This is a genomic window from Enterococcus saigonensis (assembly GCF_011397115.1).
GTDB classification, from domain to species: Bacteria; Bacillota; Bacilli; order Lactobacillales; family Enterococcaceae; genus Enterococcus_C; species Enterococcus_C saigonensis.
The window spans coordinates 315,001-339,815 of the sequence record NZ_AP022822.1 but is presented as its reverse complement, the minus strand read 5'-3'; the positions used below and the strand labels follow the sequence as shown (position 1 = coordinate 339,815).

Here is a 24,815-nt window from a genome sequence, read left to right as displayed (position 1 = left end):
ATAATCACAATAAGCTTTTGAAGCAAATCAAAAGAAACTAATTTGTTCCAAACCAAATCCAGCTATCATTTCTTCTGCCAAAGCCCAATCAAAATCCCATAAAAGTCAGCAGTTAATTGAAAGTATTTTTTTACTTTTAAGTTTCCCGGATATAAATTATCTTCTGACATTAAATAAATTTGATTTAAAGCCGCTTCGTTATCCACAAGAGGGAGGCCATTTAACGTGATTGTTCCATCACTGGTTAATTACTTGTGTAACTAACTACATATCTAGTGATAAAAAGGCAACTAAAAAAAGCATCTCCACTGGAGAATGCTTTATAAATAACTTAGAAAATGCCAGAAGATATTGGCAACAATCAAATAAGAAGAATTTTTCCCACCAAAGTTAGAACCTTTAGTAAAACAGTAAATTTTTAGTACAAGAATGAAAAAATGTTCTAAAAAGAACACCACCTTATTGCGGTGGAGTTAAAAAATCTTGTTGTAACTGACGTATGAGGGACTCTGCAAACCTCTTTTTCTTTTTATCTTCCCATTTTTCGGGATAAATAAGACGAATAGGTGCCGCCTCATTATATGTTTTAAGCACATGGTAATCTTTTCCATCAAAGCAGCCGTCACTTATCACACCCAAACATATTTGACGTTCTACCCCCGTCAAAACCATCATATCACCTTCAACGTGAATTACTTGCGCAAATTCGTTGGTGTCCTTTAAGACGTATTCAAAGATTACACTGGCTTTACGGTCAATTAAGACTGGTAAATTCTTCATTGAACTAGCATCTTGCAATATCTTCTCATAAGTTTTAGAAGATGCAATTAATACCAGACTTTCCCGTTTGATCGCCAAACTGGTAAAATTGGCCGGGACCATTCGATCTGCAATAATCCCCATATCTAGTTCTCCTGCTTTTAAACGTGCCAATGTTTCATCACTGGTGCCATGAATCAAATCAAACCGAAGCTGAGGATGATCCACTTGATAACTTACCACTTTTGTGACCACCATTTCTGACAAATAACGTTCTAATCCGCCAATCTTTACAACTGTCTGACAAGATGCCGTCGCTTTTACTTGTTCTTTAAAATGTCCATAAAAAGTTAGGGCATGCTGCGCATAATTGTATGTCAGTTCACCGATTTCAGTTAAGCCATTTTGAACTTTTCCTTCGTTAAATAACGGAAATCCTACTGCTTGTTCCAACTCAGCAATGTGTTTGCTAATCGTCGATTGGCTGTACATTAATTTTTCGGCAGCAGCTTTAAAAGAAGAATAATCAACTGCATATTTGTATGAGCGCAAAATTTTCAAATTTAGCACCGTTCAAACCTCCTAAAAAGGCAAGTTCACATTCCAAAATGGAAAGTTGACTGCCTCTTTTTCTCGTTATCATTATAGCAGAAAGTAAGCGCTCTATGAAAAAGTAATCTTGGCCAATCCTTGCTTAACCGTTACGAAATTTTTTTAGGACTTTTCCTTTAGTTATCGTCTTCTGTATTCATTGAAGTGCTAAAAATTTCAAGCTGATACATTCTTACGCTTACTTTTACAAAAACTATTAAAAGGAGTCGTTTTTTATGAAAAGAAAAATGCCATCATCTTACGCCATTTTATTTGGGATTATCTTTCTGATGGTAGTTTTAACGTGGCTGGTACCAGCAGGTCAATACAATTTAAACGAAGCCAAACAGCTGATTTCTGGTACTTATCATCGTGTTACACAAAACGAACAGGGGTTTTGGGATATTTTAAAAGCCCCGGTTATAGGTATGTTAGGTGACGACAAAACGTCTGCTGCAATGCCAGTTTCATTATTCATTTTAGTAATTGGTGGTTTTTTAGGCGTGGTGAATGCGACTGGAGCCCTTGATGCTGGAATCAGTTCTATTGTAAAAAAATATCATGGTAAAGAAAAACGTTTGATTATTGTACTCATGATTTTATTTTCACTCGGGGGTACTACTTTTGGTATGTCTGAAGAAACATTAGCTTTTTACCCTTTACTTTTGCCTGTCATGTACAGCATTGGCTTAGATAGTTTAGTCGCAGTAGGTGTCATTTTAATAGGAACTACAGTGGGCGTCTTAGCCTCTACCGTTAACCCTTTTGCAACCGGGGTTGCTTCTCAAGCTGCGGGGATTTCACCGGGGCAAGGCATTATCTGGCGCCTTGTCTTATGGGTAATCTTAACTACCATCGCCATTATTTACGTCTATCGTTATGCGCAAAAAATTGAAAAAGAGCCGACAAAATCCCTTGTCTATAAGCAGCGTGAAGCAGATTTAACTTATTTTAAACTCCAAACAATCGATACGATGAGTCAAAAGCAAAAACATGTAATTGTTGCATTTATTCTAACCTTCATTGTCATGATTCTAGGCTTGATTCCATGGCAGACAATCAATCAAAACTTTACTTTCTTTGCTAACTTGCGAGACAGCGTAATCAAAATTCCTATTTTAGGTAAAATGATTGGCTCAGACTTCCCCGCTTTTGGAGACTGGTATTTTACTGAAATCACAATTTTATTTATGTTTATGGCGATTGTGATTGGCTATTTGGATAATATGAAAGAAAGTACGATTGTCCAGCATTTTATTACGGGAGCCAAAGACATGATTCAAGTTGCTTTAATTGTCGCAGTTGCCCGTGGGATTCAGGTCGTGATGAATGACGGAATGATTACAGCTACAATTTTACATTTTGGTGAAACGACATTAAGCAGCCTGCCGCCTGTTTTATTTACAATCTTGACTTATATTTTTTATATTCCAATGAGCTTTTTAATTTACTCTACTTCTGGTTTAGCCTCTGCCACAATGGGAATTATGAGTAACTTAGCAGACTTTGTTCACGTACCAAAAGATTTGATAATTACAGCTTTTCAGGCTGGCTCTGGTACCATGAACTTAGTTAGCCCGGCATCGGCCATTATGTTAGGTGTATTGAGCATTGCTCATATTGAATACGCTACTTGGTTAAAATTTACTGCAAAACTTTTAGGTATCATTTTTGTTGTCGTCTGCTGTATTTTAACCATTGCTACCTTATTTAGTTAAAAAGAAAGGAGTCCTTTTTATGGACCAATTGCAAAAATTATTTTTAGAAAAAATTTTCCTTAATGAACAAACTGCCTACGATTTAAATGATGATTTAGCAGCGCATCCCGAAATATCGGGCCAAGAATTCCGCTCGGTCAAAAAAATTATTGAAATTTTAAAGGCTAAAGAAATTGCCGTTACTGAAAATATTGCAAATTTGCCAACAGCTTTTATCGGTCATGTCATTCAGGGAGAAAAAAATCAGCCTAAAATTGGAATTTTAATGGAATATGACGCCCTGCCTGATATCGGTCATGCCTGTGGTCATTGTGCAAGTGGGAGTTTAAGTCTTTTAGCAGCATTAACTCTAAAAGAAATGGCCTCAGAGATTTCTGCATCCATTGATTTAATTGGTACACCAAATGAAGAAGCTACCGGTGATAAAATTACGATGGCTAATGCCGGTGTTTTTGATGACTATGCATTTGTAATGATGATTCATATGAACAGCGACCAAACTTGGCCTGCTTGTCGTTTCTTAGCTTTAAGTGAAATCAAAGCAACTTTTACTGGTCAAACTGCCCATGCAGCTGCTGCCCCTTGGCAAGGAAAAAATGCCTTAAATGCTGCAATGCTTGCCTGTCACGCAATTGATATGGCCAGACAACAAATGAAAGATGGCAGTCGCGTCTCTTATATTTTACCCCAAGGTGGTACTGCTTCAAATGTTATTGTCGACAAAGCAGAATTAATTATTAATATGCGTCATGCTAATAAATATGATTTAGCACAAAACTTTACCAAAGTCATAAACTGTTTAAAAGGTGCTGCACAGGCTACGGAAACTTCTGTCACTTATGAAAAAACCGGAGAAGATTTTGATGATATGAATTTAAATGCTCCCGGAATTGCAGCTATTGATGAAATCATGACGGCCATTGAGCTGCCTCATTGTGATGAACCAAAAGGAAATGCCACTGGCAGTTCTGATATTGGCAATGTCAGCTATATTTGTCCGGCTTTTCATCCTATGATTGCAATCTCTGATCACTGGTTTTCTTTACACACCAAAGAAGTAGCTGCTATCATGCAGACACCTGAAAAAATTCATCCAGTCATCTTAGCCGGGGCAAAAGTTATCGGATTGTTTATTATCAAAACGTTAAGTGATCAAAAACTGATGGAAGCTATTCAAATGGCTTTCAAAAATTCTTTAAAAAACAAAGCATAAACACATGGTCTATCTTTATAAAAGAGATTAAAAGTGCTGTCTTTTCTTATAATTATAAGAAAAGACAGCACTTTTATTCCTTTGGGTATTTTGTTTTTACATGTGTAGACGCCGCCGAATTTTTTCAGCCGTTGCACCCAGGAGTTTATCCGCTAACCGTACACGTAAAACCATGAAAACATAACTTGCACCACCAACTGCTGCAACTCCTAAAATCATGAGAAAAGATTGTAGTTTGCTATCTGTATCAAGTACTAATCCCATTAATTGACGCATAATAAACGCAATTACCGTCATCATTAAACTCATAAGAAAAATCAAAACCGTCCGACGAAACGTCAATATGCGATTGAAGCGAGAAATTTTATGCAATTTATACAAATTCAAGCCACAAGTTACACCAAAGCCAATCATCGTAGCTAAAAGCGGACCATACACTTCAAAGACCATAATTAATGGTATCTGTACTAAAATTTTAATGACTAAACCAATGATAAAATACCCAATTGCCGATAGATTTTCATACATTCCTTGTAACATATTGGATGTCATCATATACAGCCCTAAAAAAAGACCGGAAACACTTGCTTCGACTAAGACGCTAGCGCCTAAATGACTAGGGGCATAAAATAATGTATTTAAAGGATATGCTAGTACGATCATACCAAATGTAGCTGGAAACATAACAAAAGCAAATAACTGTAAATTATTACTAATTAATTTCGCCAACCCTTTGTGGTCGCCCCGTGTTTTGGCTTCGGTAATCAAAGGCAAACCAGCTAAAGCCATAGACGTTGCCAAACCGATTACAACCATGGTTAACTTATCTGGATTCGCACTAAAAATAGAGAATAAAGAAGTTAGCTGATTTTGCGAGTAAGCAGTAAAAGAGGACATTACGCGTACAAAAGTAACTTGATCTACAAGTTTAAAAATTGTAATTCCAGAACCAATTATAATGAAAGGAATTGCTTCTTTGACTGTTTCAATCAGTAAGTCTTTAGCATCCAAATTAACATTATTGGCACTGTGTTCAATTAAATAATCCATCCGAACCTTATCTTTTCGCAGATAGTATACTAAAACTAAAATACTGATAATAGCTCCAATAAAAGCAGCAAACGTTGATTGCGTTACGGCAGTTGTATATTCCCCTTTGGCAACTTTCATAATAATAAAAGTTGCTAGCAACATATAAAAAACGCGTGCTACTTGTTCTAAAACTTGAGAAATAGCAAAAGGCTTCATTTCATTTTGACCTTGGAAATAGCCGCGAATAACACTCATACAAGGAATAACTAAAATTGCGACACTCAAGGAACGAATTGTCGGGATTAACTCTGCCCCCCCACCGGAAATATCAGCTAACCAAGGGGATAGAAAATACATCACAGCAGCTGCAATGACCCCGAAAACAGCCATAACTTGTAGGGCACGATACAATAATTTACGACTAGTAGCATATTCATTTAACGAATTATAATACGCTGTTTGTTTTCCAATTGCAGCTGGAATACCTGCGGTGGAAAGCATCATAAACAATGCGTAAAAATTATAGCCCATATTAAATAACGCATTAGCTTGATTGGCATGTTCTCCCATCCAGTAATACCAAGGCATAATATAAATTGCGCCTAACAAACGAGAACCAATATTTCCAATCGTTAGCCAGGTGGAACCTTTGGCCATTTTTTCTTCAGTAGATAGTTCCTGTTGTGCCATAAATTTTTCACTCATTTATTTTCTCTACTTTCTATTGGTTTCAAGACATATGTTCTATTTTACTTACAAAAGTTCCCTCCGGCAATCTTTTTTGCTGATTTTTAATGGTTTTACAACACCTCAGAAAATCTCGTCATAATAGTTTCTTTTTTTCCTGAAGTTTGGTACCCACTTTATTTAATGCTATAATACAACCGAAGAAAAATGTAAAGTGAGGCTTGAGCCATGACATTAACATTAGAAAAAGTCAGTGAAATTTTATTACAAAATGACTTATTAAAAGAAATGATTACGCCAACTGGTTGGCATTTAACAAGTAAAAATTTACCTAAAAAAGAATTTACCGCTGTAACCTACGATTCCCGTAAAGCAGATAATAATAGCTTGTTTTTTTGTAAGGGTCTAAATTTTAAAGTGGAGTATTTAATAAGCGCACTTGAAAATGGCTTAGAAGTTTATGTTGCCGAAGAACCTTTTGAGGTCAAAGCTCAGTGTGCCATTATTGTTACGGATATCAAAAAAGCAATGGCACTTTTAGGGATGGCTTTTTATGGCTACCCACAAAAAGAATTACAACTTGTTGCTTTTACGGGTACAAAAGGTAAAACAACTGCCGCCTATTTCACCCACGCATTACTAGCAAAAGCTACTGGAAATAAGACAGCTTTATTGTCGACAATGAATACCTCATTAGATGGTAAAACTTATTTTAAATCCCATTTAACCACGCCGGAATCTTTAGATTTATATCAAATGATGCGGCAAGCTGTCACAAATGGCATGACGCATTTAGTGATGGAAGTTTCTTCCCAAGCATATAAAACAGCGCGTGTTTTTGGTTTAACTTTTGATGTGGGTGTCTTTTTAAATATTTCACCAGATCACATTAGTCCGATTGAACATCCGACTTTTGATGACTATTTTTATTGCAAACGCCAATTGTTGCGCCATTCAAAAAAAATGATTTTAAATGCCGGCAGTGACTATTTTGAGCTGTTAAAAGAAAACTGTGAATTATTACAAACTCCCTATATTTCTTACGGCCGCAAAAATGCAGACTACTTGGTTATTAGCGGCAAAAATAAGCATTTCACAGTTAGCAACCAAAAAGACGAATTGCAAATTGCTGATGAATATCGCATTCAATTAGCTGGAGATTTCAACCAAGAAAATGCGACTGCAGCCCTTTTAGCCGCAGCAACTGTAGGGGCAAATGTCAAAGAGGCAAAAGACGCTTTAGCGAGTGCTCGTGTTCCTGGGCGGATGGATCATCTACTAAATACAAATGGCGCTAGTGTTTATGTTGATTACGCCCATAATTATTTAAGTTTAAAAACATTACTGGAATTTGCCCAAGGAGAACACCCAACTGGACGTGTCATCGTGGTTTTAGGTAGTACCGGTGGCAAAGCAATTTCACGTCGTGCCGACTTTGGTAAAGCATTGTCAGAACATGCCAATATCGTCTTTTTAACTGCCGATGATCCGGCGTTTGAAGATCCAAAAAAAATTGCAGAAGAAATCAATGCTCATATCACGAATGCGCAATTAGAAGTTCACTTTGAAATGGATCGCGTCAAAGCAATAGCTGCTGCCCTACAAGTAAGCCAACCAGAGGATGCCGTTGTAATCGCAGGCAAAGGGGTAGATGAATATCAAAAAATCAATGGCGAAGATACGCCTTATGAGGGGGACTACTTTATCGCCAAACGTTTGATTGCAGAAGATAACGAATAACAAAATCCATTATTTGCAGCGACTTTCTTTCAATCGGCAAAAAACTTATTCAAAGGATCGTAACTTGCGACTACTTTGAGTAAGTTTTTTATTTTACCACAAATGATGCTTTAAACTTTGTCAGCGCTTTTAATCTGCGGTACCATTTAGGTAGTAACTCACATAAATTAGGAGTGATTTTCTTGCAAAATTTAACTGTGCACCGCCCTACTGCTATTACCGAATTTCGAGGCTTATTAGAAAACGAAAGAGCGGCCTTAAAAGCCCAGTACCCTCAACCTTTAGAACCTGATGAAGATGGCGTCGATTTAATTCTTTTTGCCGGTCAAAGTAATATGGCAGGTCGTGGTACAGCTCATTTAGCTCCTTACGTTAAAGAAGGCTACGAATTTCGCGCTGTAAGTCAGCCCACCAAACTTTTTCATTTACAAGAACCCTTTGGCAAAACTGAAGATAATGCTACTGGTATTAATGATGAAAATAAAAAGACTGGCTCGCTAGTTAGTAGCCTCGTCAACGCTTATTACGATTGTACCCGGCGCATGGTAGTCGGTGTTTCAGCATCAAAAGGCGGTAGTAGCATTCTAGAATGGCAACCAGGTACTGCTTATTGTTCGGATATTTTAGAACGTTTAAATCGAGCTGAAAACTTTTTAAGCGCACAAAATATTCCCATTAAAAATCGTTTTTTGATTTGGTGCCAAGGAGAAACTGACGGCGATCACGGCATGAGCAGTCATGAATATAAAATGCATTTTACTGCACTGCAAGATGTCTTGTCTAAAGCTGGGATCACGCAAACTTTTCTCATTCAAATTGGCAATAAGAAGGATGACCCTGAAAAATTTCAAAAAATTATTCGCGCCCAAAGAGAATTGGCCCAAGCAAAGCAAGTCGTTTTGATTGCCAATGCTTTTGAATGGATGTCAGAGTTAGACTTAATGAAAGACGGTTATCACTACACTCAAACTGGTTATAATTTATGTGGCGATCAAGCGGGCCTAAATTTAGCAGCATATGTTTTAAATTCACAAATGCTTTAAATCTAAATGAGGTGAAAAAATGAAAATTGAAGAATGCAAATCAAAAATTGTGCATTGGGATAAAAATTTTGGTCTTTTAATTCCTGAAAAAATGTTAAAAGCAGCCGGTTTTCCCCTTGATGATGACCTTTTAGTAACTTTAGAACAAAATCCAACAGGTAAAACCCGTCTGATTGTCACCGCACCTGATGAAGCGATTATTCATTTACCCATCAAAGAAAATCAGCACTATCAGCGCAGTTCAGATGGCAAATATTAACAAAAAAAGCAAAACACGACTGCACTTTTTACTCGTGTTTTGCTTTTAATTTTAGACTAAAAATTAACGCTTAATCTGCAGAGGTCACTTCTGAAAGTTGGCGTACAAAAGCCCATGTTTGGCCGCCATCATAAGAACGATACAAACAAGCGTACATATGGCCATCTTTTTTGGTTAGATAAAACTTCGCTTCTAAAGTAGTACTATTAGGCTGCGTGACTTCATTAGGTGACTGAAAAAGATCTAGGCCCCCTAACAGATAATCCGCTGGTACATTGACAAGTGCTTCATGGTAAGAACGTCCCCCATTTTGAGTATAGAAGATTCCCTCTCTGGTACTAATAAACCCCATTGAAGCATCGATAAAACTAATATTTTGAATAGGGGCATTAATCGTGGTATTCCCCACCGGATACCAATCTTGACCATGATTTTGGGTGGTAAATAGACAGACCTGCTCACTGCCCGACATTGCTGTCGTTTGTGAAATTGCTGCAATCCCCGTTCCATTTTCAAAAAATTGTACTTTACGATAACGCAAATTCCGCACTTTTTCTCCGACTTGGCTTTTTTGCCACGTTACCCCATTGTCACTTGAAAAAAGTAAGTATACGTCTAAATAGTCGCCAAAACCCGTGGTATAAAGATACCAAGAAAAATCTTTCCCCACTTGATATGTGTAATCCATCCAATAACCAAAAGGAATTTCTCCACTTGTTAACGTATAACTGCCACCTCTTAGCCACTCCGCTTTTAAAGGTACAAATTGCCAATGCTGACCGCGATCTGTCGTTTGAAACAACTCATGCGTATTTGCTACATAAAGTTCATTTTCTTTTTGCGCAACTTTATTCGGTGTAGCTCCTTGTTGTTTTAATAATCCTGATGTGGTGATTTTGACTTCTTCTGACATATGAACTGCGGCAGTCGAAGTATTCTCTTTTATTTCCGTTTTTGTAAAAAGGTAAAGAAAACTTCCTAGCAACAAACAAAAAAGACCAAGAAAAATTGCCAATTTACCTGTACTTTTGTGTTTATCTGTCTGTACGTTAGGTAACTTGCGAAAATCTATTTTAGTAGTTCTAAGAAAAATGAATCCCCGTGTGACACCCAAATCCAATTTCTCTACGCCAATCATTAACTTATCGCCGTTAATGCGCTCGGTTAAGACCAAGCAATCTTTTTTAGCTAGTCTTACTTCTTTTTGCTTGCGTTTAATAAAATAGTATTCTTCATCTTCTACTACTTTAGAAAAACCAGAAAACTTCTGCAAAATTCGGGTTAACCAACCTTGGAAATTTCTTTTCAGTAAAAATAGATGTACAAGTACAAAGACACACTGAATAAGACAAAGTGTAATGATGATACCACCAAAAATCAGGGCAAAATAATGTAGGCCAACAATTTTCTGAGCAGCAGAAGTTGTCTGAACCCTCGCCATCAAATAACGATAAACTAGAGTATTCAATCCTAAAAAAAAGCCAGCACTAAATAATGATAGACTAATACTCAAGCGTAAACGTTGCCGATAGAGTGGCAAAAACACGGCTGTAATGATCTTTTTGCCACCTAATAAATCAATCATTAATAGTTCTTTATCCATTTCCCACTCCTCTGAAATTTTCTTTATTATGCAAGAAAATAACAAAAAATAATAGTAATTTAATGAAAAAATAAAAAAACAAAACTAATTCCTTCAATCTCCTCTTCAAAAAATAAGTTAGTTTTAAAATAAATAAATTGACATAAAAATGCTTATATAGTAATATAAACACTGTAAAATACAGTTAGTAATTTGATTAGTTTTTTAAAAAAGGAGGAATTAGTATGACTAAAAAAAGTAACTATTCATGGAAAATTGAAGGAGATATTTTAGCTTACTATTTAAATCAATTTGGTTTTTCTGGTTTAGTTTTTACAACTTATAAAAGCCTTGCCACACAGTTAGGCACAACTGAAAAGAGCCTAAAAGCCCGCGTCCAAAACGTTCGCTATGTCTTAAATCCCGCTGTCGGCTTAAGCCATCCGGCCAAACAAACGATAAATGTTGTAAATTTGTTAAATGAACAGCAACAAAATGCAAAGGATCCTCACCTTTTCCAAAAACATCTTGAACAATTTTTAAATCACACTTTGCAATAAGTTTAGATAAAACCTAATTGATATTTTGCGCCAATAAGTATTTGAAGTAGTTTTTATAATCGTCACTAAAATAAATAAAAAACTCCTTTTGAGGCAAAGCATGCTGATTGGCTGCTTCCCCCAAAAGGAGTTTTTATTTTTCTAAAATCATTATGGGCTACCAAAAAAGTCCCTTAGTTTTTTGTGAGTGAATGCTTAATTGGCAACAATATTAACCAATTTATTTGGTACTGCGATTACTTTACGAACTGTTTTACCGGCAAGATGTTCTTGAATGGTCGTATCTGCTAACGCAATTTTTTCCAGTTCGTCTTTTGCAATGTCGCGTGCTACTTGCGCTTTACTGCGTACTTTACCGTTAACTTGGAACACTACTTCAATTTCATCTTCCACTAATTGCGCTTCATCATAAGTTGGCCAAGGAACATAAGAAATGCCATCCTCATTCCCTAAAACTGCCCACAACTCTTCCCCAATATGTGGCGCAATCGGCGCTAGTAATTGTACAAATCCTTCAATGTATTCATAAGGTAGGGCGTCGGCTTTATACGCTTCATTAATGAAAACCATTAATTGCGAAATCGCCGTATTAAAATGCATATTTTCGTAATCGTCGGTAACTTTTTTAACAGTTTGATGGTAAACTTTCGTTAATTTTCCATCGTTAATCGTCGTGATTCGATCACGCATTTTGCCATCTTCATCTACGATTAAACGCCATACCCGTTCTAAGAATTTACGACTACCTTCTAGACCATTTTCACTCCAAGCAATTGATGCATCCAAAGGTCCCATAAACATTTCATACATCCGCAATGTATCAGCACCGTATTTTTCTACGACATCATCTGGATTAACTACGTTACCGCGAGATTTCGACATTTTTTCATTGTTTTCTCCCAGAATCATCCCTTGGTTAAATAGTTTTTGGTATGGTTCTTTAGTTGGTACGACACCGATATCATATAAGAATTTATGCCAAAAACGCGCATATAATAAATGTAAAACAGCATGTTCAGCACCACCGATATAAATATCTACAGGTAACCACCGTTCTAATTTATCATAGTCTGCTAAAGCTGTTTTATTATGAGGATCAATATAACGTAAATGATACCAAGAACTACCCGCCCATTGCGGCATTGTATTGGTTTCACGACGTCCTTTTTTACCTGTTTTCTCATCGGTAACATTAATCCAATCTTCAATATTGGCTAAAGGAGATTCACCAGTCCCACTTGGTTTAATATTTTTTGTCACAGGCAAACGCAATGGCAACTCTTCTTTTGGCACAGTCGTCGTTGTCCCATCTTCCCAGTGAATAATTGGAATTGGTTCACCCCAATAACGTTGGCGAGAGAACAACCAGTCACGTAGACGGTAGCTGACTTCTTTTTTCCCAACACCATTTTCTTCTAACCACGCATTCATTTTTTCAATGGCTTCTTCTTTGTTTAAACCATCTAAAAATTCAGAATTAATATGTGGACCATCACCCGTAAAGGCTTCTTTTGTTACGTCACCACCGGCTAAAACAGGAACGATATCCAAATCAAATGTTTTGGCAAATTCATAATCGCGTTCATCATGAGCAGGAACGGCCATAATTGCCCCAGTTCCATAACTTGAAAGTACATAATCGGCAATCCAAATTGGAATTTTTTTACCATTAACAGGATTAATAGCATACGCTCCCGTGAAGACACCCGTTTTTTCTTTTGCTAAGTCTGTCCGTGCTAACTCGGATTTTTTCGCTGCTTGCGCAATATAAGCTGCCACAGCTTCTTTTTGTTCTGGCATAGTAATTTTTTCCACTAAAGCAAGTTCTGGTGCCAAAACAGCATAGGTCGCACCAAACAACGTATCAGGTCTAGTCGTAAAAACTGTAAATTCTTCATCTGTATCCGCAATTTTGAAGGTAACATTTGCCCCTACTGAGCGGCCAATCCAATTTCGCTGCATTTCTTTAATGCTTTCGGGCCAATCCACCAAATCAAGGTCATCTAATAGGCGATCGGCATAAGCTGTAATTTTTAACATCCATTGACGCATGGGGCGTCTTACAACATCATATCCTCCTCGTTCACTCTTACCGTCGATAACCTCTTCATTTGAAATCACGGTTCCCAACTCTGGAACCCAGTTAACAGCTACTTCGGCTTCATAAGCCAAGCCTTTTTCGTATAGTTTGGTAAAAATCCATTGTGTCCATTTGTAATATTCTGGATCTGTCGTATTAATTTCACGATTCCAGTCATAACTAAAACCTAATGAATTAATTTGACGTTTGAAAGTTTCAATATTTTTCTTGGTAAATTCAGCCGGATCATTCCCCGTATCTAAAGCATATTGTTCAGCGGGTAACCCAAAAGCATCCCATCCCATAGGGTGCAATACGCTATATCCTTGTGATCGTTTCATGCGTGACAAAATATCTGTCGCAGTATAACCCTCAGGATGCCCTACATGTAGTCCTTGCCCAGAAGGATAGGGAAACATATCCAAGGCGTAAAATTTTGGTTGATCGGTTTTGTCATGGGTATTAAAGGTATTATGTTTCGCCCAATACTTTTGCCATTTTTTTTCGATTTGCTTATGATCGTACACTGCTAAATCCTCCTAAATAAAAGTTAATTGACTGATAATCAGTCGTATAAAAAAAATCCTATAAAAAGCCATGCTTTTTATAGGACGTAATCTACGTGGTACCACCTAATTTTTGCTTATCTAAAAGATAAGCCTCAAACGTTGTAACGATCGTCACCGTAACAGCCTACTTGGTTCAACTGCTAACGCTAAAAGGCGAGTTCAAAAGAGTTCGTACACATTTTCACCAACCATGTGCTCTCTAAAACGATTTGCTTTTTACTATTCCTTCTCACAGCGTAATTTTCTACTTGTTAGTTATACTAACAAAGAACATCTTAAAATTCAAATATTATTTTAATTTGAGTATCTGACCAGGATAAATGAAGTTATTTTGGATTTTATTTAGCTGAATTAATTTATCCATCGTTATTCCAAATTTGTCAGCAATTCCCCACACGGAGTCCCCACTTTGTACTTTATAGGTTTTCGTGCTTGTTTGACTACCTGTTTGCAGTGATTGAGCCTTTTGTGTGTTGCTGCCTTTTTTAACAATAACCTTTTGACCAGGGTAAATAAAATCATTTTTAATATTGTTCCATTGGCGGAATTGCTCCATTGAAATTTTATATTTGTTGGCAACAGCCCAAACAGAATCACCACTTTGAATTGTATAGTATTGATTTTGACTACTATTTACTGTACTACTTGTATTTGTGTTGCTATTTGGCTTAGTGACTGTCGTATTTTGTGCCGGCTTATTATTGCCTGTACTAGCAGAACCATTGCGCACCACTAAACGTTGCCCTGGATAGATAAAATTATTCTTAATATTATTCCAGGTAACTAGTGTATTCATGCTGATGTTATATCTATTAGCTACACTCCATACCGAATCGCCACTTTGAACTGTGTAGTAGGTTTTCGCGTTACTATTATTTGTGCTTGGCTTATTCGTATTTTGTGTCGGTTTACTTGGCGTTTGGTTTGTTGTAGAAGAACCGGAAGCTCCTTTTTTCACCACTAGACGTTGGCCAGGATAAATAAAGTTGTTTTTAATGTTATTCCAGCTAACTAAACTGTTCATACTAATCCCATATTTATTGGAAATTCCCCAAACTGAATCACCACTTTGTACCGTATAATATTGCGTTGCACCGGAATTTGCTGTATTCCCACTCGGCTTATTCGTATTTTGTGCCGGTTTACTTGGCGTTGGTTTAGGTGTGGTAGACCCTGTAGTTCCTTTTTTCACTACTAAACGTTGACCCGGATAGATAAAATTATTCTTGATATTATTCCAGCTGATCAACTCATTCATACTGATTCCATATTTATTGGAAATTCCCCAAACTGAATCACCACTTTGTACCGTATAATATTGGCTTGTACTTGCGCTGGAAGAACCACTAGAGCTATTATTCGTTGACCCAGCACCGTTACTCCACGCGCCGCCACCAGCATTGCCACTAGCGGGTGTATCATAGCGAGTTAATCCATAACTTTCAATCACATTATTTAAAGCTGAAGCATAGTTTGGTGCTGTTGCATAACGACCTGTCAGCCACGCCGTTGCATCTCGGTAAGAACGCGTATTACTTTTCCAAGCCCCACGATAATAATATTGACCACCAATATAAACATTGCGTAAAGTCGCTGCATTATCGGCAAAAGATTCTTTATAAGAAGGATAATCGCGGAAAGGTTCTTTCATGGTTACCCATTTTCCATTTAAATATTCTAAGGTATTCATATAAACGGTTTTACCGTTATAACTACCTTTAATACCAAATAAATTATAATAAGGTGCGCGGGATAAGCTACTTGTTCCCCAACCACTTTCTACAATTGCTTGGGCAATCATGACAGAAGCATATAAATCATTTGCCGCCGCTACAGGTTGTGCATGTGCTGCTAATTCTGTAATTAAAGCTGTTGAATTACTACGAATCGCTGTTTGGCTTAGATTTTTTGAAATTTGTGCTTGATTAGTATTTGTTGCCTCTGCAGTCATTGGCTTTGCCAAAGGTGCGACTACAGAGCATGCTGTTAAAGTTGTTCCCACGATGGCCGCACTTTTTTTAGCGTCGCGGTAAAACTTAGTTTGTTTTTCTACTTTTCGTCGTTCTTTACGAGAAACAAGTTGGGTCAAGTTGCTCGCCTCCTTTTTTAAACTTTTCTTAACTTTAAGTATACAGTCTAACGTTTTTTATTAAAAGTTTTAAATGATTAATTCCCTAATTTGTTAAACTGCTGTAACATTATCTTCAATTCGTTATTTTTATTACAAATATTATTTATATTATCAGAGCTTCAATTTATTATTCCGTCAAGAAAATAGTTATTAAAAAAGACAACAAATGTTGCAAAACGATTACATTAATTCTTTTTTTAATACTATTTTTGTGTGATTTAATAAAAATGTTAAAAAATAAGGTTTTTGACTTTTTCTAACCTTATCCTAATATTGAAAAAATTCCTTTTGATAAACGAAAGGAACCTCTTCTCATGCTATAATAATCCCATTGTCAAACAATTATTCGGATTTACTAAAGGAGACGTTATGAAAAATAAACTCTATTACCAATTTGCTAGTAGTTGTTTCTTATTACTTTTTGTTTTTTTAGGCTACGTGGTGAAATTTTACCGCCATTGGTTAACAGGATTTGATACTTTTATTACCAATCTTATTCGTGCCCCTTATCCTACTTGGAATAATTTTTTTATTTGGATTACAAAGTTTGCCAACCCTATTACGATTATCATTTTGGCAGTGGCCTTTTTATTCTTATTATATCGTAGCAAGTATTACGCAGAAGCACTCTGGCTGATGATCAACGTTGGATTAGTCGCTGGTGTTATTAACCCACTTATTAAACTAGTCTTTCAGCGTGCGCGACCAACACTCCAACATTTGGTGACAGAACATAGTTTTAGTTTTCCTAGTGGACATGCTTGTGCCAGTATGATTTTATATGGTACTTTAATTTTTATTTTGCCAGGTTTACTGAAGAACAAACAGATTTTACTTAGTCTACAAATTCTACTTGGTCTCTTAATTGTCCTCATTGGTAGCAGCCGAATTTATGTCGGTGTTCATTTTCCAAGCGATATTATTGGTGGGTACAGTTTAGCTTTAGGCTGGCTATGCCTAACCTATCCTTACTTTAGTGAAAAGCGCTTTATCTGGCGTTTTAAAAATCAACAGAAATAATGAGGTGTCAGAAAATGACTTTTTTATACAGTGAAGATGCTAACAAACGTTACCATTCATGGAATTATGCTTTACGCCAAGAATTTGGTGGGAAAATCTTCAAAGTACCTGTGGACGGTGGTTTTGATTGTCCCAATCGTGATGGTACGGTCGCGCGTGGTGGCTGTACTTTTTGTAGTGTTTCAGGATCTGGGGATATGATTGTTGCTCCTGAAGATCCCTTACCCGTCCAATTTCACAAAGAAATTGATATGATGCACCAAAAATGGCCGCATGTAGATCAATATATTGTTTATTTCCAAAATTTTACAAATACCCATGCGCCTTTGTCTGTCATTAAAGAACGTTTTGAGCAGGTAGTAAATTTACCTGGAGTAGTTGGACTTTCTGTAGGAACGCGTCCGGATTGCTTACCAGCAGACGTGGTGGAATATTTAGCTGAACTCAATGAGCGATTATATTTATGGGTGGAATTGGGATTACAAACAACTTATGAAGAAACAAGTAAAATTATCAATCGTGCACATGATTATCCTACTTATGTGAATGCAGTTGCTCGTCTTCGCAAACACAACATTCGTGTCTGTACGCATTTAATTAACGGGCTACCAGGAGAAACGCCGGAAATGATGGTCAAAAATGTCCGCCGCACCTTGCTAGACAGCGATATTCAAGGTATCAAATTACATCTATTGCATTTAATGCGTAATACGCGAATGTTACGCGATTATCATGAAGGTCGCTTGCAACTCATGAGCCGTAAAAGTTACGTCACTGTTATTTGTGATCAGTTGGAATTGATTCCCCCTGAAGTGATCATCCACCGTTTAACCGGGGATGCTCCGTGGGACTCTTTAGTTGGACCGATGTGGAGCTTGAAAAAATGGGAAGTTTTAAACGCAATTGATGAAGAAATGAAGCGACGCAACACTTATCAAGGAAGCAAAAATATCTTTTTGGAGGCTGGTGTTCATGCTTAAAACAGCTATGCACTACAGTCACGAACTTTTACGCGAAATTGTAACGACAGGAGATCATGTAGTCGATGCTACCATGGGCAATGGTAATGATACACTTTTTTTAGCACAGTTGGTGGGTGTAAGTGGAAAAGTGGATGCTTTTGATATTCAAAAATCTGCTCTTTTAGCTACGCAAGAAAAATTGGCTCGCCACCCAGAACAGGTAGCTGTCAATTTACATTTAGCTGGACATGAAAATGCTGCTACTTATTTGCAAGGTAAAAAAATTAAAGCCGCTATCTTTAATTTGGGCTATTTACCAAAAAGTGATAAGCAGATTATTACTTTACCTGAAACCACAAAAAAAGCCCTTACGGCTCTTTTAGAACACTTGTTACCACAAGGGCGCATTATCCTTGTCTGTTACTATGGACATCCTGGCGGTAAAGCAGAACTAGACGCCCTCAAATCTTATTGTAATGATCTGCCCCAAGAACGTTATAATGTTTTAGCTTATCAATTTATTAATCAAAAAAATAATCCCCCACTATTACTTTGCATTGAGGCTAAGTAGTAAGGGGACTGGATTCAAAAAACACGCTGTTTTGTAAGATTCCAAAAAGGAGAATAAACTTACAAAACAGCGTGTTTTTAATCGCGATAAATTATATGCTGGAATGGTATTGCTTTATTTACAAAAAAAACTTGTGACCACTTCATTTAAAATAGCTGGCTTTAGATTCAACTTTTCAACAGTCAAATCTAGCCAAGAAAGTGATTGACTTTTCTATACCGCTGAGTGCTGGCGGTATTTGTAACAGTTTGCAAGTGATATAAAAAAAGCACTTGGTGGTAATCAGCGTCTTCCTAACAAAAAAGTTTTCGATGACAGCTAGCAAACCTCTTCCTTTCACAGCTAAACCACTTTCTTCTTTCAACTCACGAATAACTGCATCACGAGAAGTTTCACCCGTTTTCACTGCGCCACCAGGCAAGGTTTGGGTATGAACTGCTTTTGTTGAAATCAAAAGATGATTTTTTGAATGAGAATACCGCTTGCCCGTACATCAAAACGATTCGTTGCAATATTGGTTCTGATATCTGTTTTAGTATACATTGTGCTTTCCTCATTTTTTAGACAACATAACAGCCTATTTTTCACATCACGCTAAATCTCAACTGGTAACCATTGCAAAACTTTTTGAATCCATTCATCCCAAAAGTCCCACGTATGAGCTCCTGGTCCTTCTTCATATGTGACAGCAAAACCAGCTGCCTGCGCTTTTTGAACAAAATATTGATTGCTCGTATACAAAAAATCCTCTGTGCCACAACAAACAAATATTTTTGGCGCAATCGCTGGTGCTACTGTGGTTAAGAGATGAATCGGATCGTTTTCAGATCCCTTGATTTTTTCCACTGGACCAAAAACACCCTCCCAATAAGCTTGACTACCTGATTGCAGCAAAACTTCAGGATCACTTGCCAACGCCAAAGCACCAGAAAGACTAGCAACAGCCGCAAACTTATCCGGACAGCGCAAACCTAATTTAATCGCACCATAACCGCCCATTGAAAGACCTGCTGCAAATGTTTTCTCTCGTTTTCTTGTAAGCTGTGGGAATAATTCATGTAAAATCGTCGGTAACTCTTCTGAAATAAATGTCCAGTAATTCATTCCATAATGTGTATCTGTATAAAAGCCTAATTCAGTGGTTGGCATCACAACTGCAATTTCACTTTCTCGAACATACCGTTCAATACTACTTCGACGCATCCACGCTGTTTCATTGCCACCCATACCATGTAACAGATATAAAATAGGCACATCATCTTTTTCATTCCGAACGAAACGCTCACTACTTTGGGGTAAAATTAGATTCAAACCTACATCCAAATTTAAAACACGCGAATAAATATTTGCTTGTATAAATGCCACATTAATTCCCCCAATTTTTCTCATTTTCTACATTGTATCAGACTTTTTCAAAAATAGGGTTAAAACCACAGCCACAACAATCAAAAGCGCCCCTGCTACATAAACACCATGTAAACTAGCAAAAAGCACCCCACGTAACGTTGCTTGCAAATCATCGGCCAATAATTTTGCCGTCTGAGGATTTACCAATTGGTTCATTATATCTCTTTTATTTGCCACCGTGACGCCTTGCAATTTTGCTGCTGTAATACTATTTAATAAAATACCAAAAACTGAGACCATAATGGTTTGTCCTATTGTCCGTGCTAAGGTATTAAATGACGTTGCCACCCCCATCTGCTCAGGAGAAACACTGCTTTGTGCACTAACTGTGCATGTCACTGTTACGGCTCCTAAACCAATACCTAAAATAGTCGAGATAACAAAAAACCAAAGCCAATTGGTATGTTGTGGAATGAAAACAAGACATAATGCTCCTATTAACGTAATAATACCCCCACGCAATAGCACACGCTTCACCGGAATTGTTGCCATCCACCGGCCAGCTAAAAACGAACCCACCATCCATAACAAAGACAACGGTGCTAAAACTAAGCCCCCAATTCCTGCAGAAAGACCCAAGACGCCTTGCATCCACATTGGAATATAGACATCGACCCCGATTAAAAAACCACTAGCAAGAGCCGCCACAAGATTAACTACGACAAATAAAGGTTGTGTGAATAACTGCAACGAAATGACCGGATCTGTCGCCCGTTTTTCAGCATAAACAAATAAAATTCCAGTCGTTATTGTTATAACAGCTAAAATGATAACTTTAAGCGATAATCCTTCATCACCTAAAAACTGGAAAGCTAACAACAACGCTAATAATAACCCCATTAAAGATAGGCTACCAAAAATATCCATCTTTTTTTGTTGCTGACTTATTTTTTCTTCCACCAAATATAGCCAAATTAAAATAATCAAAATAATTCCAATCGGTACATTAATAAAGAATATCCAGTGCCAACCAATGGTATCAACGATAATTCCACCTGCTAGGGGACCGACCACTGATGCAATACCCCAAGCTGTACTATTTAATCCAAGTACGCGTGCTCTTTTTTCTTTATCATATAAATCACCGATAATCGTCAATGCTACTGGCATCATTGCACCTGCACCCATCCCTTGAATTGCTCTGGAAATAATCAACGTCAGCATCGTATTGGAGAATCCACAAAGAGCCGAACCAATAATAAAAAGGATTGTCCCTAAAATAAAGATCGGTTTACGTCCAATTTTATCTGCTAATTTCCCGTAAATTGGTGTTAACATGGCATTCGTCAATAAATAAATTGAAAAGACCCAGTTCATGATTTCAATCCCATGTAATGACCCGACAATTGTTGGCATAGCCGTAGTTACAATGGTTCCTTCTACTGCCGTCATGAATGTTGCCACAAAAACAGCAACTGTGACTAACGTAACATTTGTTTCTTTTTTCATTTTTAACCTCCTCAATTAAATCTCAATCTTTTTTTATTACAATGTCAATCAAAGTAAAAAAAATCTCCCAAAATTTTTCTGTTTTCCTCAAAGAAAAGCCGCTATTACCTAAGCAATAGCGGCAAAATCAACAACTCAATCCCTATTATCCATTTACACTAGCTAATAATGCAGCTACTTTATCTGTGTGTTCCCAAGGCAAATCTACATCCGTTCGTCCAAAATGACCATAAGCCGCTGTTTGACGATAAATTGGACGACGCAAGTCCAACATCTCAATAATCCCGGCTGGGCGTAAATCAAAATTTGCACGAATCGCTTCGATTAATTTTTCATCGCTGGCAATCCCAGTTCCAAAAGTATTGATTGAAATTGATACAGGTTGTGCTACACCGATTGCATAAGCCAATTGTACTTCTACCTTGCTAGCCAATTTGGCAGCTACGATATTTTTAGCAATATAACGAGCAGCATAACTAGCTGAACGGTCAACTTTTGTTGCGTCTTTACCAGAAAAAGCACCACCACCATGACGTGCATATCCTCCGTAAGTATCCACAATAATTTTACGACCGGTTAAACCTGCATCTCCTTGTGGGCCTCCAATTACAAAACGACCAGTTGGATTAATAAAGTATCTAGTATCTTCATCCAATAATTCACTTGGAATTACTGACTCAATAACTTTTTTAATCACATCTTTGCGAATCGTTGCATTATCAACAGCATCATCGTGTTGTGTACTAATCACGACTGTGTCAATTCTTTTAGCCTTTCCTGCTTCATCATATTCTACTGTAACTTGTGATTTTGCATCAGGACGTAAATATTTTAGTTCACCATTTTTACGTAATTCTGCTAAACGGCGAACTAGTTTATGACTTAAAGAAATCGGCAACGGCATCAATTCTGGTGTTTCATCGCACGCAAAACCAAACATTAGTCCTTGATCTCCGGCTCCAATCTCATCTATTACCGTATCTTTATTATCACGACTTTCCAAAGCAGCATCGACACCTTGAGCAATATCTGGTGATTGTTCATCAATTGCTACTAAAACCGCAACTGTATCCCCATCAAAACCAAATTTAGCTCGTGTATAGCCAATATCTTTAATCGTATTTCGAACAATTTTTTGAATATCCACATAAGCTGTTGTCGAAATTTCACCAAATACTAAAACTAAACCAGTTGTTACTGAAGTTTCACATGCTACACGGGCAGCCGGATCCTTCGCTAAAATTGCATCCAAAATTGCATCGCTGATTTGATCAGCTACCTTATCTGGATGTCCTTCAGAAACAGATTCTGAAGTAAATAAATGTCTTTCTGTCATGATGATTCCCCCTAATGATATTCGGTTACAAGGCATCTTCGCAGTGCGAATCCTCTCGGGAACTTGCAACGCTTGTAGTATAGCAGATTTATTCAGATAAAGCTCGCTTAATTTATTATAATTACAATAAATCTTTTCTTACTTAGAATAAAAAAAGATTCAAACAGTTTGAGCTGTTTGAATCTTTATCACAAAAATAAAAAGGAAGATACACAACGTATCTTCCCATGATCCGTACGGGATTCGAACCCGTGTTACCGCCGTGAAAGGGCGGTGTCTTAACCACTTGACCAACGGACCAATTATTAATGGGCCTAAATGGACTCGAACCATCGACCTCACGCTTATCAGGCGTGCGCTCTAACCAGCTGAGCTATAGGCCCATATAAAACTAAATGACTTTTCTAATAAGATTTATTAGAAAAGAAATGGCGCGGGACAGAATCGAACTGCCGACACATGGAGCTTCAATCCATTGCTCTACCAACTGAGCTACCGAGCCAAAACGGTCCCGACGGGACTCGAACCCGCGATCTCCTGCGTGACAGGCAGGCGTGATAACCACTACACTACGGGACCAGGATTTAGTTTTATAATTGCGGGAGCAGGATTTGAACCTACGACCTTCGGGTTATGAGCCCGACGAGCTACCAGACTGCTCCATCCCGCGATAATATAAAATTTACTAACATCTATATATTATAGAATTATAGTAAAGGAGGATAAGGGATTCGAACCCTTGCACGGTTTTACCCGCCTGACGGTTTTCAAGACCGTTCCCTTCAGCCGGACTTGGGTAATCCTCCAAAAAAAAAAAAAATGACCCGTACGGGATTCGAACCCGTGTTACCGCCGTGAAAGGGCGGTGTCTTAACCACTTGACCAACGGGCCAACTAAAAACGGAGAAGGAGGGATTTGAACCCTCGCGCCGGTTTCCCGACCTACACCCTTAGCAGGGGCGCCTCTTCAGCCACTTGAGTACTTCCCCAAAAACCAAAAATCTTTTCTTTGATTTTATAATGGGCCTAAATGGACTCGAACCATCGACCTCACGCTTATCAGGCGTGCGCTCTAACCAGCTGAGCTATAGGCCCATATTTAAAAACTAAAAGCGGGTGACGAGAATCGAACTCGCGACAACAGCTTGGAAGGCTGTGGTTTTACCACTAAACTACACCCGCATGGCGGTCCCGACGGGACTCGAACCCGCGATCTCCTGCGTGACAGGCAGGCGTGATAACCACTACACTACGGGACCAGGATTTAGTTTTTAAAATTGCGGGAGCAGGATTTGAACCTACGACCTTCGGGTTATGAGCCCGACGAGCTACCAGACTGCTCCATCCCGCGATAATATAAAATTTACTAACATCTATATATTATAGAATTATAGTAAAGGAGGATAAGGGATTCGAACCCTTGCACGGTTTTACCCGCCTGACGGTTTTCAAGACCGTTCCCTTCAGCCGGACTTGGGTAATCCTCCAAAAAACAAATCCACAATGTCACGGATGGACCTTGTAGGACTCGAACCTACGACCGGACGGTTATGAGCCGTCTGCTCTAACCAACTGAGCTAAAGGTCCAGGCTCTAAAAAATCGCGGCGGAGGGGATCGAACCCCCGACCTCCCGGGTATGAACCGGACGCTCTAGCCAGCTGAGCTACACCGCGAATAATCATTTCAATATTAAAATGATATGGAGCCTAGCGGGATCGAACCGCTGACCTCCTGCGTGCAAAGCAGGCGCTCTCCCAGCTGAGCTAAGGCCCCGTGTTACTTTTAAATCGGGAAGACAGGATTCGAACCTGCGACCCCTTGGTCCCAAACCAAGTGCTCTACCAAGCTGAGCTACTTCCCGTTAAATTATTACTACGCGCCCAAGAGGAGTCGAACCCCTAACCTTTTGATCCGTAGTCAAACACTCTATCCAGTTGAGCTATGGGCGCATTTTATAATGCCGAGGACCGGAATCGAACCGGTACGGTGATCACTCACCGCAGGATTTTAAGTCCTGTGCGTCTGCCAGTTCCGCCACCCCGGCTTCTTACTTTTTAAAGTAAAGCGGAAAACGGGGTTCGAACCCGCGACCCCCACCTTGGCAA

General features: G+C 38.1%; 18 protein-coding genes, 20 tRNA genes, 1 riboswitch and 1 other annotated feature (1 of these 40 running past the window's edge). Of the genes, 9 read left to right on the top strand and 29 right to left on the bottom strand.

Annotated elements, in window-relative coordinates; translation table 11 throughout:
* Nucleotides 1-459: 459 nt before the first annotated feature.
* Nucleotides 460-1,329: a LysR family transcriptional regulator gene (locus EsVE80_RS01545; RefSeq protein ID WP_173102147.1), complete on the bottom strand. Its 870-nt coding sequence runs from the start codon at nt 1,327-1,329 to the stop codon at nt 460-462.
* Between the two features lie 257 nt (nt 1,330-1,586).
* Here EsVE80_RS01545 and EsVE80_RS01540 point away from each other — a divergent pair, with 257 nt between their 5' ends.
* On the top strand, nt 1,587-3,068 hold the full coding sequence (locus EsVE80_RS01540) for a YfcC family protein (RefSeq protein WP_173102146.1): 1,482 nt from the start codon (nt 1,587-1,589) through the stop codon (nt 3,066-3,068).
* A 19-nt stretch (nt 3,069-3,087) separates the two neighbouring features.
* Nucleotides 3,088-4,281, top strand: coding sequence for an amidohydrolase (locus EsVE80_RS01535; protein WP_173102145.1), 1,194 nt, complete (start codon nt 3,088-3,090; stop codon nt 4,279-4,281).
* Nucleotides 4,282-4,377: 96 nt separating this feature from the next.
* Here EsVE80_RS01535 and EsVE80_RS01530 read toward each other — a convergent pair whose 3' ends face one another.
* Entirely contained in the window at nt 4,378-6,018 is a 1,641-nt protein-coding gene (locus tag EsVE80_RS01530) for a putative polysaccharide biosynthesis protein (RefSeq protein WP_173102144.1), read from the bottom strand.
* Between the two features lie 210 nt (nt 6,019-6,228).
* Here EsVE80_RS01530 and EsVE80_RS01525 point away from each other — a divergent pair, with 210 nt between their 5' ends.
* The 3 genes from EsVE80_RS01525 (at nt 6,229) to EsVE80_RS01515 (ending at nt 9,042) form a co-directional block, all read left to right on the top strand.
* Nucleotides 6,229-7,740, top strand: coding sequence for a UDP-N-acetylmuramoyl-L-alanyl-D-glutamate--L-lysine ligase (locus tag EsVE80_RS01525; protein ID WP_173102143.1), 1,512 nt, complete (start codon nt 6,229-6,231; stop codon nt 7,738-7,740).
* A gap of 182 nt (nt 7,741-7,922) precedes the next feature.
* The gene (locus EsVE80_RS01520; RefSeq protein WP_173102142.1) at nt 7,923-8,783 is read left to right on the top strand and encodes a sialate O-acetylesterase; all 861 of its coding nucleotides are present in this window, start codon (nt 7,923-7,925) and stop codon (nt 8,781-8,783) included.
* Between the two features lie 19 nt (nt 8,784-8,802).
* Nucleotides 8,803-9,042 (top strand): hypothetical protein, encoded by a 240-nt coding sequence (locus EsVE80_RS01515; protein WP_173102141.1) that lies wholly within the window; start codon nt 8,803-8,805, stop codon nt 9,040-9,042.
* A gap of 70 nt (nt 9,043-9,112) precedes the next feature.
* On the opposite strand, the gene EsVE80_RS01510 is transcribed toward EsVE80_RS01515, so the two are convergent.
* The gene (locus EsVE80_RS01510; protein WP_173102140.1) at nt 9,113-10,645 is read right to left on the bottom strand and encodes a WD40/YVTN/BNR-like repeat-containing protein; all 1,533 of its coding nucleotides are present in this window, start codon (nt 10,643-10,645) and stop codon (nt 9,113-9,115) included.
* Between the two features lie 224 nt (nt 10,646-10,869).
* On the opposite strand from EsVE80_RS01510, the gene EsVE80_RS01505 reads away from it, so the two are divergent.
* Nucleotides 10,870-11,184, top strand: a complete 315-nt coding sequence (locus tag EsVE80_RS01505) for a hypothetical protein (RefSeq protein ID WP_173102139.1) — start codon at nt 10,870-10,872, stop codon at nt 11,182-11,184.
* A gap of 195 nt (nt 11,185-11,379) precedes the next feature.
* Here the strand turns inward: EsVE80_RS01505 and leuS are convergent, their stop codons facing one another.
* On the bottom strand, nt 11,380-13,791 hold the full coding sequence (gene leuS, locus EsVE80_RS01500; RefSeq protein ID WP_173102138.1) for a leucine--tRNA ligase: 2,412 nt from the start codon (nt 13,789-13,791) through the stop codon (nt 11,380-11,382).
* Nucleotides 13,792-13,868: 77 nt separating this feature from the next.
* Nucleotides 13,869-14,075: a binding site (T-box leader), on the bottom strand.
* Between the two features lie 47 nt (nt 14,076-14,122).
* Nucleotides 14,123-15,922, bottom strand: a complete 1,800-nt coding sequence (locus tag EsVE80_RS01495; protein WP_173102137.1) for a muramidase family protein — start codon at nt 15,920-15,922, stop codon at nt 14,123-14,125.
* A gap of 411 nt (nt 15,923-16,333) precedes the next feature.
* On the opposite strand from EsVE80_RS01495, the gene EsVE80_RS01490 reads away from it, so the two are divergent.
* Genes EsVE80_RS01490 through EsVE80_RS01480 form a run of 3 tightly spaced genes read left to right on the top strand, consistent with a single transcriptional unit; the run spans nt 16,334 to nt 18,517 of the window.
* Complete coding sequence (locus EsVE80_RS01490; RefSeq protein WP_173102136.1) at nt 16,334-16,984, top strand: phosphatase PAP2 family protein; 651 nt, start codon at nt 16,334-16,336, stop codon at nt 16,982-16,984.
* Nucleotides 16,985-16,998: 14 nt separating this feature from the next.
* Nucleotides 16,999-17,964, top strand: a complete 966-nt coding sequence (locus EsVE80_RS01485) for a TIGR01212 family radical SAM protein (RefSeq protein WP_173102135.1) — start codon at nt 16,999-17,001, stop codon at nt 17,962-17,964.
* On the top strand, nt 17,957-18,517 hold the full coding sequence (locus EsVE80_RS01480) for a tRNA (mnm(5)s(2)U34)-methyltransferase (protein ID WP_173102134.1): 561 nt from the start codon (nt 17,957-17,959) through the stop codon (nt 18,515-18,517). The genes EsVE80_RS01485 and EsVE80_RS01480 overlap by 8 nt, the downstream gene beginning before the upstream one ends.
* Before the next feature lie 175 nt (nt 18,518-18,692).
* On the opposite strand, the gene EsVE80_RS01475 is transcribed toward EsVE80_RS01480, so the two are convergent.
* The 24 genes from EsVE80_RS01475 to EsVE80_RS01360 all read right to left on the bottom strand — a co-directional run.
* Nucleotides 18,693-18,971, bottom strand: coding sequence for an NUDIX domain-containing protein (locus tag EsVE80_RS01475; protein WP_173102133.1), 279 nt, complete (start codon nt 18,969-18,971; stop codon nt 18,693-18,695).
* A gap of 140 nt (nt 18,972-19,111) precedes the next feature.
* Nucleotides 19,112-19,882 (bottom strand): alpha/beta hydrolase, encoded by a 771-nt coding sequence (locus EsVE80_RS01470; protein WP_173102132.1) that lies wholly within the window; start codon nt 19,880-19,882, stop codon nt 19,112-19,114.
* Between the two features lie 27 nt (nt 19,883-19,909).
* The gene (locus tag EsVE80_RS01465; protein ID WP_173102131.1) at nt 19,910-21,373 is read right to left on the bottom strand and encodes an MDR family MFS transporter; all 1,464 of its coding nucleotides are present in this window, start codon (nt 21,371-21,373) and stop codon (nt 19,910-19,912) included.
* Between the two features lie 145 nt (nt 21,374-21,518).
* The gene (gene metK, locus EsVE80_RS01460) at nt 21,519-22,709 is read right to left on the bottom strand and encodes a methionine adenosyltransferase (RefSeq protein ID WP_173102130.1); all 1,191 of its coding nucleotides are present in this window, start codon (nt 22,707-22,709) and stop codon (nt 21,519-21,521) included.
* A riboswitch (SMK box riboswitch) is annotated at nt 22,707-22,783 on the bottom strand. It overlaps the preceding gene by 3 nt.
* 154 nt (nt 22,784-22,937) lie before the next feature.
* Nucleotides 22,938-23,009: transfer RNA gene (locus tag EsVE80_RS01455), tRNA-Glu, on the bottom strand.
* A 9-nt stretch (nt 23,010-23,018) separates the two neighbouring features.
* A tRNA-Ile gene (locus tag EsVE80_RS01450) sits at nt 23,019-23,092 on the bottom strand.
* Nucleotides 23,093-23,138: 46 nt separating this feature from the next.
* Nucleotides 23,139-23,211, bottom strand: a tRNA-Phe gene (locus EsVE80_RS01445).
* A gap of 4 nt (nt 23,212-23,215) precedes the next feature.
* Nucleotides 23,216-23,288, bottom strand: a tRNA-Asp gene (locus tag EsVE80_RS01440).
* A 17-nt stretch (nt 23,289-23,305) separates the two neighbouring features.
* Nucleotides 23,306-23,379: transfer RNA gene (locus EsVE80_RS01435), tRNA-Met, on the bottom strand.
* A 46-nt stretch (nt 23,380-23,425) separates the two neighbouring features.
* Nucleotides 23,426-23,515: transfer RNA gene (locus EsVE80_RS01430), tRNA-Ser, on the bottom strand.
* Nucleotides 23,516-23,529: 14 nt separating this feature from the next.
* Nucleotides 23,530-23,601, bottom strand: a tRNA-Glu gene (locus EsVE80_RS01425).
* A 9-nt stretch (nt 23,602-23,610) separates the two neighbouring features.
* Nucleotides 23,611-23,698, bottom strand: a tRNA-Ser gene (locus tag EsVE80_RS01420).
* Nucleotides 23,699-23,730: 32 nt separating this feature from the next.
* A tRNA-Ile gene (locus EsVE80_RS01415) sits at nt 23,731-23,804 on the bottom strand.
* A gap of 16 nt (nt 23,805-23,820) precedes the next feature.
* A tRNA-Gly gene (locus EsVE80_RS01410) sits at nt 23,821-23,891 on the bottom strand.
* A gap of 1 nt (nt 23,892) precedes the next feature.
* Nucleotides 23,893-23,968 (bottom strand) — tRNA-Asp (locus EsVE80_RS01405).
* An 18-nt stretch (nt 23,969-23,986) separates the two neighbouring features.
* Nucleotides 23,987-24,060 (bottom strand) — tRNA-Met (locus EsVE80_RS01400).
* Between the two features lie 46 nt (nt 24,061-24,106).
* Nucleotides 24,107-24,196: transfer RNA gene (locus EsVE80_RS01395), tRNA-Ser, on the bottom strand.
* Nucleotides 24,197-24,222: 26 nt separating this feature from the next.
* Nucleotides 24,223-24,296 (bottom strand) — tRNA-Ile (locus EsVE80_RS01390).
* A gap of 13 nt (nt 24,297-24,309) precedes the next feature.
* Nucleotides 24,310-24,383 (bottom strand) — tRNA-Met (locus tag EsVE80_RS01385).
* Between the two features lie 27 nt (nt 24,384-24,410).
* Nucleotides 24,411-24,483, bottom strand: a tRNA-Ala gene (locus EsVE80_RS01380).
* A gap of 14 nt (nt 24,484-24,497) precedes the next feature.
* Nucleotides 24,498-24,571, bottom strand: a tRNA-Pro gene (locus EsVE80_RS01375).
* 14 nt (nt 24,572-24,585) lie between these two features.
* A tRNA-Arg gene (locus EsVE80_RS01370) sits at nt 24,586-24,659 on the bottom strand.
* Between the two features lie 9 nt (nt 24,660-24,668).
* Nucleotides 24,669-24,754: transfer RNA gene (locus EsVE80_RS01365), tRNA-Leu, on the bottom strand.
* 19 nt (nt 24,755-24,773) lie between these two features.
* A tRNA-Gly gene (locus tag EsVE80_RS01360) sits at nt 24,774-24,815 on the bottom strand; it runs 30 nt beyond the window's last position.